The organism is Enterobacter sp. WP_7_1, from assembly GCF_003688535.1.
GTDB lineage: Bacteria > Pseudomonadota > Gammaproteobacteria > Enterobacterales > Enterobacteriaceae > Enterobacter > Enterobacter asburiae.
The window spans coordinates 842,783-856,666 of record NZ_REFK01000001.1; the positions used below are offsets into that span (position 1 = coordinate 842,783).

16 protein-coding genes are annotated in these 13,884 nt (G+C 57.3%); 13 read left to right on the forward strand and 3 right to left on the reverse strand.

Features of this window, described 5'->3' with window-relative positions; all coding sequences use genetic code 11:
* Positions 1-6 precede the first annotated feature (6 nt).
* From BJ885_RS04160 to murJ, 3 genes are all read left to right on the forward strand, one after another.
* Entirely contained in the window at positions 7-663 is a 657-nt protein-coding gene (locus BJ885_RS04160; RefSeq protein WP_059346478.1) for a YceH family protein, read from the forward strand.
* A 2-nt stretch (positions 664-665) separates the two neighbouring features.
* Positions 666-1,589 (forward strand): Gfo/Idh/MocA family protein, encoded by a 924-nt coding sequence (locus BJ885_RS04165; RefSeq protein ID WP_121931250.1) that lies wholly within the window; start codon positions 666-668, stop codon positions 1,587-1,589.
* A 129-nt stretch (positions 1,590-1,718) separates the two neighbouring features.
* Positions 1,719-3,254 (forward strand): murein biosynthesis integral membrane protein MurJ, encoded by a 1,536-nt coding sequence (gene murJ, locus BJ885_RS04170; protein ID WP_059346480.1) that lies wholly within the window; start codon positions 1,719-1,721, stop codon positions 3,252-3,254.
* A gap of 58 nt (positions 3,255-3,312) precedes the next feature.
* On the opposite strand, the gene flgN is transcribed toward murJ, so the two are convergent.
* The 3 genes from flgN to flgA all read right to left on the reverse strand — a co-directional run bounded on the left by flgN (position 3,313) and on the right by flgA (position 4,789).
* Positions 3,313-3,738: a flagella biosynthesis chaperone FlgN gene (gene flgN, locus BJ885_RS04175; RefSeq protein WP_025755834.1), complete on the reverse strand. Its 426-nt coding sequence runs from the start codon at positions 3,736-3,738 to the stop codon at positions 3,313-3,315.
* A gap of 4 nt (positions 3,739-3,742) precedes the next feature.
* Positions 3,743-4,036 carry a flagellar biosynthesis anti-sigma factor FlgM gene (gene flgM / locus BJ885_RS04180; RefSeq protein WP_023311133.1) on the reverse strand — a complete coding sequence of 98 codons (294 nt, stop codon included), beginning with the start codon at positions 4,034-4,036 and terminating at the stop codon, positions 3,743-3,745.
* Positions 4,037-4,129: 93 nt separating this feature from the next.
* Positions 4,130-4,789, reverse strand: a complete 660-nt coding sequence (flgA, locus tag BJ885_RS04185; protein ID WP_121931251.1) for a flagellar basal body P-ring formation chaperone FlgA — start codon at positions 4,787-4,789, stop codon at positions 4,130-4,132.
* A gap of 157 nt (positions 4,790-4,946) precedes the next feature.
* On the opposite strand from flgA, the gene flgB reads away from it, so the two are divergent.
* The 10 genes from flgB (at position 4,947) to flgK (ending at position 13,875) form a co-directional block, all read left to right on the forward strand.
* Positions 4,947-5,363, forward strand: coding sequence for a flagellar basal body rod protein FlgB (flgB, locus tag BJ885_RS04195; protein ID WP_023311135.1), 417 nt, complete (start codon positions 4,947-4,949; stop codon positions 5,361-5,363).
* 3 nt (positions 5,364-5,366) lie between these two features.
* Positions 5,367-5,771: a flagellar basal body rod protein FlgC gene (flgC, locus tag BJ885_RS04200; RefSeq protein ID WP_008500814.1), complete on the forward strand. Its 405-nt coding sequence runs from the start codon at positions 5,367-5,369 to the stop codon at positions 5,769-5,771.
* A gap of 11 nt (positions 5,772-5,782) precedes the next feature.
* Complete coding sequence (gene flgD, locus BJ885_RS04205; protein WP_029740349.1) at positions 5,783-6,493, forward strand: flagellar hook assembly protein FlgD; 711 nt, start codon at positions 5,783-5,785, stop codon at positions 6,491-6,493.
* 26 nt (positions 6,494-6,519) lie between these two features.
* The gene (gene flgE / locus BJ885_RS04210) at positions 6,520-7,770 is read left to right on the forward strand and encodes a flagellar hook protein FlgE (protein WP_029740348.1); all 1,251 of its coding nucleotides are present in this window, start codon (positions 6,520-6,522) and stop codon (positions 7,768-7,770) included.
* Positions 7,771-7,790: 20 nt separating this feature from the next.
* Positions 7,791-8,546, forward strand: coding sequence for a flagellar basal body rod protein FlgF (locus BJ885_RS04215; RefSeq protein WP_023311138.1), 756 nt, complete (start codon positions 7,791-7,793; stop codon positions 8,544-8,546).
* 11 nt (positions 8,547-8,557) lie between these two features.
* The gene (gene flgG / locus BJ885_RS04220; RefSeq protein WP_008500810.1) at positions 8,558-9,340 is read left to right on the forward strand and encodes a flagellar basal-body rod protein FlgG; all 783 of its coding nucleotides are present in this window, start codon (positions 8,558-8,560) and stop codon (positions 9,338-9,340) included.
* A gap of 57 nt (positions 9,341-9,397) precedes the next feature.
* A complete protein-coding gene (gene flgH, locus BJ885_RS04225) occupies positions 9,398-10,096 on the forward strand; it encodes a flagellar basal body L-ring protein FlgH (protein ID WP_024909015.1) in 699 nt (232 codons plus the stop codon).
* A 12-nt stretch (positions 10,097-10,108) separates the two neighbouring features.
* Positions 10,109-11,206, forward strand: coding sequence for a flagellar basal body P-ring protein FlgI (locus tag BJ885_RS04230; RefSeq protein WP_029740346.1), 1,098 nt, complete (start codon positions 10,109-10,111; stop codon positions 11,204-11,206).
* Positions 11,206-12,159 (forward strand): flagellar assembly peptidoglycan hydrolase FlgJ, encoded by a 954-nt coding sequence (flgJ, locus tag BJ885_RS04235; RefSeq protein WP_121931252.1) that lies wholly within the window; start codon positions 11,206-11,208, stop codon positions 12,157-12,159. The genes BJ885_RS04230 and flgJ overlap by 1 nt, the downstream gene beginning before the upstream one ends.
* A 75-nt stretch (positions 12,160-12,234) precedes the next feature.
* Positions 12,235-13,875: a flagellar hook-associated protein FlgK gene (flgK, locus tag BJ885_RS04240; RefSeq protein ID WP_029740344.1), complete on the forward strand. Its 1,641-nt coding sequence runs from the start codon at positions 12,235-12,237 to the stop codon at positions 13,873-13,875.
* The last annotated feature ends 9 nt before the right edge of the window (positions 13,876-13,884 follow it).

A 13,884-nucleotide genomic window follows, 5' to 3' on the forward strand; every position in this document is an offset into this window, starting at 1 on the left:
GAAAAGATGAAGTATCAGCTAAACGGTACAGAAGCGCGCGTGATTGGGTGCTTACTCGAAAAACAGGTCACCACGCCGGAGCAGTATCCGCTCTCCGTCAACGCCGTAACCATGGCCTGCAACCAGAAGACCAACCGCGAGCCGGTGATGAACCTCAGCGAGCATGAGGTTCAGGACGTGCTGGATGCGTTGGTTAAACGCCACTATCTGCGCACCGTCAGCGGCTTCGGCAACCGCGTGACCAAATACGAACAGCGCTTCTGTAACTCCGAATTTGGCGACCTGAAGCTGAGCAGTGCGGAAGTGGCGGTCATCACCACGCTGTTGCTGCGCGGGGCGCAGACGCCGGGAGAGCTGCGCACGCGCGCTTCCCGTATGCATGAGTTCAGCGATATGCAGGAAGTTGAGCAGACCCTGGAAGGGCTGGCTTCTCGCGAAGACGGCCCATACGTGGTGCGTCTGGCGCGCGAGCCGGGCAAACGTGAAAGCCGCTATATGCACCTGTTCAGCGGCGACGTCGATGTCGCTACCGCTACCGCGGAGAGCGACGCGGGATCCTCAGCAAGCAATGACACTCTTGCCGCGCGCGTAGAGGCGCTGGAAGAAGAGGTCGCCGGGCTGAAACAGCGTCTGGATGCGTTGCTGGCACATTTGGGAGACTGACGGTGAAAAAATTACGCGTAGGCGTGGTGGGGCTGGGCGGTATCGCGCAAAAAGCCTGGCTGCCTGTTTTAGGTGCGGCGACGGACTGGACCCTGCAAGGGGCATGGTCGCCCACCCGAGAAAAGGCAGAACGTATCTGCGAAACCTGGCGCATTCCGTATGCTGCCTCTCTGCTGGATCTGGCCCGCGAGTGTGATGCGGTTTTTGTGCATACCTCAACGGCAACCCACTATCAGGTGGTGAGCGAGCTGCTCAATGCGGGGGTTCACGTCTGCGTGGATAAGCCGCTGGCGGAAAATGTTCAGGATGCCGAACGGCTGATTGAGCTGGCCGCGCGCAAAAAACTGACGCTGATGGTGGGCTTCAACCGCCGCTTTGCGCCGCTTTATCAGCAGCTGAAGGCGCAGTCGGGCACGCTCGCCTCGCTGCGGATGGATAAGCACCGCACCGACAGCATTGGGCCAAACGATCTGCGCTTCACCCTTCTGGATGATTATCTGCACGTTGTGGATACGGCGCTGTGGCTGAGCAACGGTAATGCGCAGCTGAAGAGCGGTACCCTGTTAACGAATGACGAGGGGCAGATGGTCTACGCGGAGCACCACTTCGCCGTTGAGCATCTTCAGATTACCACCAGCATGCACCGTCGGGCGGGAAGCCAGCGTGAATCCGTGCAGGCGGTGACCGAGGGCGCGCTGTACGACATTACGGACATGCGCGAGTGGCGGGAAGAGAAGGGCAACGGCGTGGTGACGCTCCCGGCGCCAGGCTGGCAGAGCACCCTCGAGCAGCGCGGTTTCGCAGGATGCGCCCGCCACTTTATCACCTGCGTGCAAAATCAGACGGTTCCTGAAACGTCCGGCGAGCAGGCCATTCTGGCGCAGCGCATTGTGGAAAGGCTCTGGCGCGATGCCATGAGCGAATAACTCGCTGTAACATCTGCGGATAGTAATTCGTTGAAATCCGGTTAGACTAAGCGCCGCTTGTTGGCTTTGCCGGGTGGCGCTTACGCTAATCCGGTCTACAAATCCGTATGGTTCTGGAAATTCACGTTAATGAACTTATTAAAATCGCTGGCGGCCGTCAGCTCGATGACCATGTTTTCCCGCGTGCTGGGTTTTGCGCGCGACGCCATTGTGGCAAGGGTATTTGGTGCAGGGATGGCCACGGACGCCTTTTTCGTCGCGTTCAAATTGCCGAACCTGCTGCGTCGTATTTTTGCTGAAGGGGCGTTTTCCCAGGCATTCGTGCCCATTCTGGCGGAATATAAAAGCAAGCAGGGTGAAGACGCGACGCGCGTCTTTGTTTCTTATGTCTCCGGGCTGCTGACGCTGGCTTTGGCGGTGGTGACCGTACTCGGGATGCTGGCCGCGCCGTGGGTGATTATGGTGACCGCGCCCGGTTTTGCCGATACGGCTGACAAATTTGCGCTGACCTCGCAGCTGCTGCGCATCACTTTCCCCTATATTCTGCTCATCTCGCTGGCCTCGCTGGTGGGGGCGATCCTGAACACCTGGAACCGCTTCTCTGTCCCGGCGTTTGCGCCGACGTTTCTCAACGTCAGCATGATCGGTTTTGCCCTGTTCGCCGCGCCGCACTTTAACCCGCCGGTGCTGGCGCTGGCCTGGGCGGTTACCGTCGGCGGCGTGCTGCAGCTGGCGTACCAGCTGCCGCATCTGAAAAAAATCGGCATGCTGGTGCTGCCGCGCATCAATCTCAAAGATGCCGGGGCGATGCGCGTGATCAAGCAGATGGGGCCCGCCATTCTCGGCGTCTCCGTCAGCCAGATCTCGCTTATCATCAACACCATCTTTGCCTCTTTCCTCGTGTCCGGCTCGGTTTCCTGGATGTACTACGCCGACCGTCTGATGGAGTTCCCGTCCGGGGTGCTGGGCGTGGCGCTGGGGACCATCCTGCTGCCGTCGCTGTCGAAAAGCTTTGCCAGCGGCAACCATGATGAGTATTGCCGCCTGATGGACTGGGGTTTACGTCTCTGCTTCCTGCTGGCCCTGCCGAGCGCGGTGGCGCTGGGTATTCTGGCTAAACCGCTAACGGTGTCGCTCTTCCAGTACGGGAAATTCACCGCCTTTGATGCCGCGATGACCCAGCGCGCGCTGATTGCCTACTCGGTCGGCTTGATGGGGCTGATTGTCGTCAAGGTGCTGGCGCCCGGGTTCTACTCGCGTCAGGATATCAAAACGCCGGTGAAAATTGCCATCGTGACGCTGATTATGACCCAGCTGATGAACCTGGCGTTTATTGGTCCGCTGAAGCATGCCGGCCTGTCGCTGTCTATTGGTCTGGCGGCCTGTCTGAATGCCGGGCTGCTGTACTGGCAGCTGCGCAAGCAGGATATCTTTACGCCGCAGCCGGGCTGGGGAAGTTTCCTGGTGCGTCTGATTATTGCGGTACTGGTGATGTCAGCCGCGCTGCTCGGCATGATGTACGTGATGCCGGAGTGGTCCCTGGGCACCATGCCTTATCGTCTGATGCGGCTGATGGCCGTGGTAGGCGTCGGGGTGGTGGCTTACTTTGCCACGCTCGCGGTGCTGGGCTTCAAAGTGAAAGAGTTTGCCCGCCGTACGGCATAAACGCCAAAAGGGGAGTTCACCTTATGGTGCTCCCCGCTGCATGATTTGTCGCCAGGCGTCAAATCGAAATCTTTTTAACTCCCGCAATACGCGCAGTCGCTGTTTGACCATCCGCACCGTACAGTCCGGTTTCTTTATGCGGTTTCAATACCTCAAGCGCCTGCTGATTACGCTCAATCTGACCTTCCAGTAGCCAGCCGTTGTGCTGGTTAAGGTCGCGCAGGTGCTGGGTTTTTTCGGTAATGGTTTGCCAGCGCTCAACAATATCGTCATTGGCGCTGCGCTTAGGATCCTGCTCAGCGCGGCGCTGCTGCTCCAGATAATCCAGCGTCGCCAGTAGCGAACTTTTATCTTCAGTAATACGCTGCAGCGCGCTGCCGTTGATATGACCGGAAGAGAGATGCTGCTGTTCAGCGTCCATTACCGTTTTCAGGTCGTTAAGAACAACCGTCATTTGATCCAGTATTTCTGACAGTCGACTCATACGGTTAGTTACTCTGTAAGAAACTCTGTGCTTCCTGAATCAGGGCGTCAGCAATCTTGCTGGTGTCCATTTTCAGCTCACCGTTACGAATAGCCGTTTTCAGCGCTTCAACACGTTCCATATTGATATCGTTGCTGCCTGGCTGCATCAGTTTTGCCTGCGCGTCGCTCAGGGTTACGCTGGTGCTGTTGGACGTTGACGGTTTTTCCAGACGCGTTTTCTGCGCAGGAGCGTCATTCGTTTCGCGAGGTTGTACAGCGCTTACCGGCTTCAGGGCTGATGTACGATCAATGCTCATAGTGTTGTCCTCATCGAGGGTTCGCGGCGTTTGCGCCTGACATCATCATTAGTGGAATATTTATCGGCACGCGCCGCGAAATCTTTAAAAAGATTATAGGTTAATCAGAATATTCCCATCAGAATCGACGGTTCCGCTCACCACCTGGCCTGAGGACATTCTGACGCGGGCGTTTTGCGCCACCGCGGCATTGTTTAACGCTTTCCCTTCACTGTTGATGCTAAAGCCATCTCCGTTGGCCACCACCATCACCTGTTGACCCGCTTTGACCCGCCATGACTGACGCAGCATTGAGAGCTGTATCGGCTGGCCGGGGGCGACATCGCGCAGGCTGACGGCGTCCTGTGCCTGGTTCATTTCCAGCATGGTGCGTGGAGGCAGCTGATCCAGACGGCCGCGCTTTAACGTCACGCTGTTCGTCTGCAGCACGCTGCCGCGCGCAATGGGCACGGCGGCGACAACATAATTGCCCGTCGCCTGAACTGCAACCTGTAAATAGCGTTTTTCGTTCGCGCAGCGTGCCAGCACGTTCACATTTCCCCACAGCCGGGTGGTTCCCGTCACGCTGAATGACGGTTGGTTACAGGTCGGGTACAGATTCGGTGGAGTGCGCACGGTAACGTTAACCTCATCGCTAAAGCCCGCCAGCTTTTCAGCAAAAAAAGCCGTCAGCTGATCCTGTAAGCCTTCAGCCTGCACCAGTGGGCTAAACAGCAAGAAAGTTGCCGTCAGGGCACGTTTTAACGTTTGCATCGCAAGTTCCACCGTTTCCAGAGTTGAATGAATTCTACCTGCAGTGGTTTTGCATCAACGCAATAAATAGCGACGCATTTTGCGCTTATTCCGTCGATAGGGGAGACCGGGTGAGATTTAAGCTGTGAACTGAAATTTTGCCATCAGCGGAGGAGACATGCTCGATAAACTCGACGCCGCGTTACGTTTTCAGCAGGAAGCGCTCAATTTACGCGCCCAGCGGCAGGAGATTTTAGCCGCCAACATCGCTAACGCCGATACCCCAGGGTTTCAGGCGCGCGATATTGATTTTTCCAGTGAACTCAAAAAGGTGATGGAGCGTGGACGTGCCGAAGGAACGGGTGTTGCACTTGCCATGACATCCTCTCGCCATATTCCTGCTCAGGCGATGACCGCACCAGCGACCGATTTACTTTACCGCATTCCCGATCAGCCCTCACTCGACGGTAACACCGTGGATATGGACCGGGAGCGTACCCAGTTTGCCGATAACAGCCTGAAATACCAGACGGGCCTGACCGTACTCGGCGGACAAATCAAAGGCATGATGAACGTCCTGCAGGGGGGGAACTGATAGATGGCCTTGTTGAATATTTTTGATATTGCCGGTTCGGCGTTAACCGCGCAGTCCAAACGCCTGAACGTGGCTGCCAGTAACCTGGCGAACGCCGACAGCGTAACCGGACCAGACGGCCAGCCTTATCGTGCCAAACAGGTTGTCTTTCAGGTCGATGCTGCGCCGGGCGCGGCGACGGGCGGCGTGAAGGTGTCTGATGTGGTAGAGAGCCAGGCGCCGGACAGGCTGGTGTATGAGCCGGGTAACCCGCTCGCGGATGCCAGCGGATACGTAAAAATGCCAAACGTGGATGTGGTAGGTGAGATGGTGAACTCCATGTCGGCTTCCCGTAGCTACCAGGCCAACGTCGAAGTGCTTAATACCGTGAAGAGCATGATGCTCAAAACGCTCACTCTCGGCCAGTAAAGGAGACATGCATGTCCATCGCCGTAAATGTGAATGATCCTACGAACTCGGGTGTTAATAACACGAAGAGTACGACGGGTTCTAACTCCCTCACCGGGAGCAATGCCTCCGATCTTCAGGGCAGCTTTCTGACGCTGCTGGTGGCGCAGCTTAAGAACCAGGATCCCACCAACCCAATGCAGAACAACGAACTGACCACGCAGCTTGCGCAGATCAGCACCGTGAGCGGCATTGAGAAACTTAACACCACCCTCGGCTCCGTCTCCGGGCAGATTAACAGTGCCCAGTCTTTGCAGGCGGCAAGCCTGATTGGCCACGGGGTAATGATCCCGGGCACCACGATTCTGGCGGGCACCAGCACCACCGAAGGCAACACCACAACGACCACCACGCCGTTTGGCGTTGAGCTCCAGCAGGCGGCTGAGAAGGTCACTGCAACAATCATGGATGCCAATAACGTGGTGGTTCGCACTATTGATATCGGTGAGCTGAAGGCGGGCGTTCACACCTTTACGTGGGATGGCAGCCTGACCGACGGCACTAAAGCACCAAACGGTTCTTACAAAGTAGCGATCAGCGCCAGCAACGGGACGACCCAGCTGGTGGCGCAGCCGCTGCAGTTCGCGCTGGTCCAGGGCGTGATTAAAGGAAGCGACGGCAACAAACTGGATTTGGGAACCTCTGGTTCCACCACACTCGACGAAGTTCGGCAGATTATCTAAGCCTTAACACTTATCAGGAGTAAGTCATGGCCTTTTCTCAAGCGGTCAGCGGCCTGAATGCTGCGGCCACCAACCTGGACGTCATTGGCAACAACATCGCCAACTCCGCGACCTATGGTTTTAAATCCGGTTCTGCTTCATTTGCAGACATGTTTGCCGGTTCCAAAGTCGGCCTGGGCGTGAAAGTTGCGGGCATCACTCAGGACTTTACCGACGGCACCACTACCAACACCGGTCGTGGTCTGGACGTTGCCATCAGCCAGAACGGTTTCTTCCGTATGGTCGATTCCAACGGCTCTGTGTTCTACAGCCGTAACGGTCAGTTCAAGCTGGACGAAAACCGTACGCTGGTTAACATGCAGGGCATGCAGCTGACGGGCTACCCGGTAGCTGGAACGCCTCCAACCGTTCAGACCGGTGCGAACCCTCAGGCGATTACTATCCCGAATACCCTGATGGCGGCGAAATCAACCACCACCGCGACGCAGCAGATCAACCTGAACTCAACCGACCCTGTTCAAACTGCCCCATTCGATGCGACCAACCCGGATACCTATAACAAAAAAGGTACCGTGACCGTATTCGATAGCCAGGGTAACGCCCATAACATGTACGTCTACTACGTGAAGACGGCCGACAACAAATGGGATCTTTACACTCAGGACGGCAGCGTTGCCGGTTCTACAGCGGCAAAAGCGGCGCAGATGAACTTTGATGCGAACGGTAACCTGGCGGGTGTTTATAACTACGACGCTGCGGGTGTACTGAGCGCAACGCCAAACGCCACGCCGGCCATTAACATCACCACGGGTTCTGTCAGCGGTGCGACGGCGGCGACCTTCTCCCTGAGTTTCCAGAACTCCATGCAGCAGAACACCGGTGCAAACAGCGTTGTGGCAACCAATCAGAACGGCTACAAGCCTGGCGACCTGGTGAGCTACCAGATCAACGACGATGGCACCGTGGTGGGAAGCTACTCTAACGAACAGTCTCAGGTTCTGGGTCAGATCGTGCTGGCAAACTTCGCCAACAACGAAGGCCTGAAATCGGAAGGTGACAACGTCTGGTCTGCCTCCCAGTCCTCCGGCGTGGCGCTGCTGGGTACCGCAGGCACCGGTAACTTCGGCAAGCTGACCAACGGCGCGCTGGAAGCCTCCAACGTGGATATGAGTAAAGAACTGGTGAACATGATCGTCGCGCAGCGTAACTATCAGTCGAACGCGCAGACCATCAAAACCCAGGACCAGATCCTCAACACGCTGGTTAACCTGCGTTAAGCGGCTAACAGGAAAGCGCAATGGATCACGCAATATATACCGCGATGGGCGCGGCAAGTCAGACGCTCAATCAGCAGGCCGTTACCGCCAGCAACCTGGCAAACGCCTCTACGCCGGGCTTTCGTGCGCAGCTTAATGCGCTGCGCGCGGTGCCGGTTGAAGGGCTCTCCCTGCCGACCCGTACGCTGGTGACGGCATCAACCCCTGGCGCAGATATGACGCCAGGGCAGATGGACTACACCTCGCGCCCGCTGGACGTTGCCCTGCAGCAGGACGGCTGGCTGGCGGTGCAAACTGCCGACGGCAGCGAAGGCTATACCCGTAACGGCAATATCCAGGTGAGCGCGACGGGCCAGCTGACGATTCAGGGTCATCCGGTGATGGGGGAAGCGGGTCCGCTGACCGTGCCGGAAGGCTCTGAGCTGACTATCGCCGCGGACGGCACCATTTCGGCGCTGAACCCGGGCGACCCGGCCAACACCGTTGCACCCGTCGGACGTCTGAAGCTGGTTAAGGCGGAAGGCAAAGAGGTGCAGCGCGGCGATGACGGCATGTTCCGTCTGACCCAGGCGGCGCAGGCGACGCGTGGTGCCACGTTACAGGCCGATCCGAGCATCCGCGTGATGTCCGGCGTTCTGGAAGGCAGCAACGTCAAGCCGGTAGCCGCCATGAGCGACATGATTGCCAGCGCCCGTCGTTTTGAAATGCAGATGAAGATCATCAGCAGCGTGGATGAAAACGCGGGCAAAGCTAACCAACTTCTGGCTATGAGTTAACAGGACTCCTTATGATCAGTTCTTTATGGATCGCGAAAACAGGCCTGGACGCCCAGCAAACCAATATGGACGTGATTGCCAACAACCTGGCAAACGTGAGCACCAATGGTTTCAAGCGTCAGCGTGCCGTTTTCGAAGATTTGCTTTATCAAACCATCCGTCAGCCGGGCGCGCAGTCTTCTGAACAGACGACGCTGCCGTCGGGCCTGCAGATTGGTACCGGCGTTCGCCCGGTGGCTACCGAGCGTCTGCACAGCCAGGGCAACCTGTCACAGACCAACAACAGTAAAGACGTGGCAATCAAAGGCCAGGGCTTCTTCCAGGTGCAGCTGCCTGACGGGACCTCTGCCTATACCCGCGACGGTTCGTTCCAGGTCGATCAGAACGGCCAGCTGGTGACGGCGGGCGGTTTCCAGGTTCAGCCTGCGATCACCATCCCGGCGAACGCCCTGAGCATCACCATCGGACGTGACGGTGTGGTCAGCGTAACCCAGCAGGGACAGGCCGCGCCGGTTCAGGTCGGGCAGCTTAACCTGACCACCTTCATGAACGATACCGGTCTGGAAAGCATTGGTGAGAACCTCTACACCGAAACGCAATCCTCCGGTACGCCGAATGAGAGCACCCCGGGCCTGAACGGTGCGGGCCTGCTGTACCAGGGCTATGTTGAAACGTCCAACGTGAACGTGGCGGAAGAGCTGGTGAATATGATCCAGGTCCAGCGCGCGTATGAAATTAACAGTAAAGCAGTGTCGACGACCGACCAGATGCTGCAGAAACTGACGCAACTCTAAGGTGTAGCCCGGTGCGGTAAACGCCGCACCGGCTCCCTGTTTTCGAAGATGAAGGCAATGCAAAAAAACGCGGCGTTTCGTTATCCGATACTGACTGTTCTGGCTGTCACCCTCAGCGGGTGTGCTTTGATCCCGTCTAAACCATTGGTCCAGGGTGCGACGACTGCCCAACCCGTTCCTGGCCCAGCGCCAGTGGTAAACGGCTCCATTTTCCAGACCGCGCAGCCGATTAATTACGGCTATCAGCCGCTGTTTGAAGATCGCCGCCCGCGTAACGTCGGCGATACATTGACCATTGTGCTGCAGGAAAACGTCAGCGCGAGCAAGAGCTCGTCGGCGAACGCCAGCCGCGATGGCAAAACCAATTTTGGCTTCGATACCGTGCCACGCTATCTCGAAGGGCTGTTCGGCAACGCGCGTGCTGATGTGAACGCGTCCGGCGGCAACACCTTTAACGGCAAAGGCGGCGCGAACGCCAGCAACACCTTCAGCGGTACGCTGACGGTCACGGTTGACCAGGTCCTGGTTAACGGCAACTTACACGTTGTGGGTGAAAAACAGATCGCCATCAACCAGGGCACTGAATTCATTCGCTTCTCGGGCGTGGTTAACCCTCGCACCATCAGCGGCACCAACACCGTTCCGTCCACCCAGGTGGCGGATGCGCGCATTGAGTACGTCGGTAACGGCTATATCAATGAAGCGCAAAATATGGGTTGGCTGCAGCGCTTCTTCCTTAATTTATCGCCGATGTAAGCGAGGTGACCCATGTTTAAATCGATCTTCGCCGTGGCGCTTGCGCTGGTGGCCACGTTTGCCCAGGCTGACCGTATTCGCGACCTCACCAGCGTTCAGGGCGTCCGTGAAAACTCCCTGATTGGCTACGGCCTGGTGGTGGGTCTGGATGGTACCGGTGACCAGACGACACAGACGCCGTTCACCACCCAAAGCCTGAACAACATGCTTTCCCAGCTCGGCATTACCGTGCCGGCGGGAACCAACATGCAGCTGAAAAACGTGGCCGCGGTAATGGTCACCGCGTCCTACCCGGCGTTTGCGCGTCAGGGACAGACCATTGATGTGGTGGTCTCCTCAATGGGTAATGCCAAAAGCCTGCGCGGCGGTACGCTGCTGATGACCCCGCTGAAAGGCGTTGATAGCCAGGTCTATGCGCTGGCGCAGGGGAACATTCTGGTTGGCGGTGCGGGTGCATCCGCAGGCGGAAGCAGCGTGCAGGTGAACCAGCTGAACGGTGGACGTATCACCAACGGTGCGATCATTGAGCGTGAACTGCCGACCCAGTTTGGCGCGGGCAACACCATCAACCTGCAGCTCAATAATGAAGACTTCACGATGGCGCAGCAAATTGCCGATACCATCAACCGCAGCCGCGGCTACGGTAATGCAACGGCACTCGATGCGCGCACCGTGCAGATCCGCACCTCCACCGGCAGCAGCAACCAGGTGCGCATGCTGGCGGATATCCAGAATATGGAAGTGAACGTTCCGGTCCAGGATGCGAAAGTGATCATCAACTCCCGTACCGGCTCGGTGGTGATGAACCGGGAAGTGTCGCTGGACAGCTGCGCCGTGGCGCAGGGGAACCTCTCCGTGACGGTAAACCGCTCCGCGAACGTGAGCCAGCCGAATACGCCATTTGGTGGCGGTCAGACGGTGGTGACGCCGCAAACGCAGATTGATATGCGTCAGAGCGGCGGGTCGCTGCAGAGCGTTCGCTCCAGCGCTAACCTGAACAGCGTGGTGCGTGCCCTGAACGCCCTGGGCGCAACGCCGATGGATCTGATGTCCATCCTGCAATCCATGCAAAGCGCGGGCTGCCTGCGCGCCAAACTGGAAATCATCTAATGCTGACCGATAGCAAACTGTTGACCAGTGCAGCCTGGGACGCCCAGTCGCTCAACGAACTGAAAACCAAAGCAGGCAAAGACCCGGCGGCGAACATCCGCCCGGTTGCCCGCCAGGTGGAAGGGATGTTTGTACAGATGATGCTGAAAAGCATGCGCGAAACCCTGCCGAAAGACGGGATGTTCAGCAGTGATTCAACGCGTCTCTACACCAGCATGTATGACCAGCAGATTGCGCAGCAGATGACCGCCGGTAAAGGCCTCGGTCTGGCTGACATGATTGTGAAACAGACCGAAGCCGCGCAGGGCGTTCAGCCTCAGGATCAGACGCAGCAGGTACCGATGAAGTTCGACCTGGAAACGGTGACCAGTTATCAGAACCAGGCTCTGACGCAAATGGTGCGTAAAGCGATGCCAAAAGCCACGGGCAGCGGCGATGAGCCGCTGCCCGGTGACAGCAAAGACTTCCTGGCGCAGCTTTCTCTGCCTGCGCGTCTTGCCAGCGAACAGAGCGGCGTGCCGCATCACCTGATTCTGGCGCAGGCCGCGCTGGAGTCGGGCTGGGGCCAGCGTCAGATCCGCAAGGAAAACGGCGAGCCGAGCTTCAACATCTTCGGCGTGAAGGCCACCTCCAGTTGGAAGGGGCCAACAACGGAGATCACGACCACCGAATACGAGAACGGTGCGGCGGTGAAGGTCAAAGCAAAATTCCGCGTCTACAGCTCCTATCTGGAAGCATTGTCCGACTACGTTGGCCTGCTGAGCCGAAATCCGCGTTATACCGCCGTTACGCAGGCGGCGACGGCGGAGCAGGGCGCTCAGGCCTTACAAAACGCGGGCTACGCGACTGACCCGAACTATGCACGCAAGCTCACCAGCATGATCCAGCAGCTGAAATCCATGGGCGAGAAGGTCAGCAAAGCCTATAGCACAGATATTGAAAATCTGTTCTGAAAGTTCTCAAGTCCCGGTGGAGGTTGCCGATAACCTTCATCAGGACTCGTGTCTGAACGTATAAAAGGAACCCCCATGTCCAGTTTGATTAACAGCGCCATGAGTGGCCTCAGTGCCGCGCAGTCGGCACTCAATACCGTCAGTAATAATATTTCAAGCTATAACGTGGCAGGTTACACCCGCCAGACCACGGTGCTGGGCGCATCTAACAGCACGCTGACCGGCGGTGGCTGGGTGGGTAACGGGGTTTATGTCTCCGGTGTCCAGCGTGAGTATGACGCCTTCATCACCAACCAGCTGCGCGCCGCGCAGACGCAGAGCAGCGGTCTGACGACGCGCTATCAGCAGATGTCAAAAATCGATGATGTGCTCTCCGATACCACCAACTCGCTCTCCACCACCCTGCAGGACTTCTTCAAAAGCCTGCAAACCCTGGTGAGCAACGCGGAAGACCCGGCTGCACGTCAGACGGTGCTGGGTAAAGCGAGTGGTCTGGTCAATCAGTTTAAAACCAACGATCAGTATCTCCGTGACCAGGATGCGCAGGTGAATACCGCCATCTCAAGCAGCGTGTCTCAGATCAACAACTACGCGGCGCAGATTGCGAACCTGAACGATCAGATCTCCCGTCTGACCGGCGTTGGCGCGGGCGCGTCACCTAACGATCTTCTTGACCAGCGCGATCAGCTCGTGACTGAACTGAACAAAATCGTGGGTGTGGAAGTCTCCGTGCAGGATAGCGGCACGTTTAATATCTCTCTCGGTAACGGTTACAGCCTGGTACAGGGCAGCAAAGCCAGCCAGCTGGCGGCCGTAAAGTCCAGCGCCGATCCGGCTCGAACCACTATCGCCTATGTCGATGACGTGGCGGGCAATATTGAGATCCCGGAGAAACTTATCACCACCGGTTCTTTAGGCGGTTTACTGACATTCCGTGCTGAAGATCTGGATAAAGCCCGTAACAGCCTGAACCAGATGGCGCTGGCCTTTGCCGATGCGATGAACACGCAGCATGAAGCCGGTTTTGATGCGAACGGTGATGCGGGCGGTAAGCTGTTCAACTTCGGTTCTCCGGCGGTCCTGTCCAACAGCAAGAACGGCGGCTCTGCCGTTGTTACGGCTTCTGTGACGGACAGCAAACAGGTCCAGGCGACAGACTATAAGCTGCAGTTTAACGGCACTGACTGGACGGTCACCCGCACGTCAGACAAAACCAGCTTTACGATGAGCCCGGATGCCAGCGGTAATCTGTCGTTTGATGGCCTTAACGTCAACGTGAGCGGCACGGCAAATACCAAAGACAGCTTTACCGTGAAGCCAGTTTCCAACGTCATCATGAACATGGATCTCGCGATCAGCGACGAGTCCAAACTGGCGATGGCGTCGGTGCAAAACGGCGGCGAAAGCGACAACCGTAACGGCCAGAAACTGCTGGATCTGCAAAACGGCAAAGTGGTGGGTGGGAACAAAACCTTCAACGATGCGTATGCCTCTCTCGTCAGTACCGTCGGTAGCTCAACGGCGTCACTGAAGGTGAGCAGCCAGACGAAAGCCAATGTGGAAACGCAGTTAATCAAGCAGCAGCAGACCATCTCTGGGGTAAACCTCGACGAAGAGTATGGCAATTTGCAGCGTTATCAGCAGTATTACCTGGCCAATGCCCAGGTTTTACAAACTGCCAGTACGCTCTTCGATGCAATTATCAACATTCGTTAAGGTTGAGGT

Coding starts and splice junctions, on each gene's coding strand:
- flgB (WP_023311135.1), top strand. CDS start 4,947: ATGCTCGATAAACTCGACGCCGCGTTACGTTTTCAGCAGGAAGCGCTC.
- flgN (WP_025755834.1), bottom strand. CDS start 3,738: ATGAGTCGACTGTCAGAAATACTGGATCAAATGACGGTTGTTCTTAAC.
- flgA (WP_121931251.1), bottom strand. CDS start 4,789: ATGCAAACGTTAAAACGTGCCCTGACGGCAACTTTCTTGCTGTTTAGC.
- BJ885_RS04230 (WP_029740346.1), top strand. CDS start 10,109: ATGTTTAAATCGATCTTCGCCGTGGCGCTTGCGCTGGTGGCCACGTTT.
- flgG (WP_008500810.1), top strand. CDS start 8,558: ATGATCAGTTCTTTATGGATCGCGAAAACAGGCCTGGACGCCCAGCAA.
- murJ (WP_059346480.1), top strand. CDS start 1,719: ATGAACTTATTAAAATCGCTGGCGGCCGTCAGCTCGATGACCATGTTT.
- flgJ (WP_121931252.1), top strand. CDS start 11,206: ATGCTGACCGATAGCAAACTGTTGACCAGTGCAGCCTGGGACGCCCAG.
- flgM (WP_023311133.1), bottom strand. CDS start 4,036: ATGAGCATTGATCGTACATCAGCCCTGAAGCCGGTAAGCGCTGTACAA.
- flgK (WP_029740344.1), top strand. CDS start 12,235: ATGTCCAGTTTGATTAACAGCGCCATGAGTGGCCTCAGTGCCGCGCAG.
- flgC (WP_008500814.1), top strand. CDS start 5,367: ATGGCCTTGTTGAATATTTTTGATATTGCCGGTTCGGCGTTAACCGCG.
- flgH (WP_024909015.1), top strand. CDS start 9,398: ATGCAAAAAAACGCGGCGTTTCGTTATCCGATACTGACTGTTCTGGCT.
- BJ885_RS04160 (WP_059346478.1), top strand. CDS start 7: ATGAAGTATCAGCTAAACGGTACAGAAGCGCGCGTGATTGGGTGCTTA.
- flgD (WP_029740349.1), top strand. CDS start 5,783: ATGTCCATCGCCGTAAATGTGAATGATCCTACGAACTCGGGTGTTAAT.
- BJ885_RS04215 (WP_023311138.1), top strand. CDS start 7,791: ATGGATCACGCAATATATACCGCGATGGGCGCGGCAAGTCAGACGCTC.
- flgE (WP_029740348.1), top strand. CDS start 6,520: ATGGCCTTTTCTCAAGCGGTCAGCGGCCTGAATGCTGCGGCCACCAAC.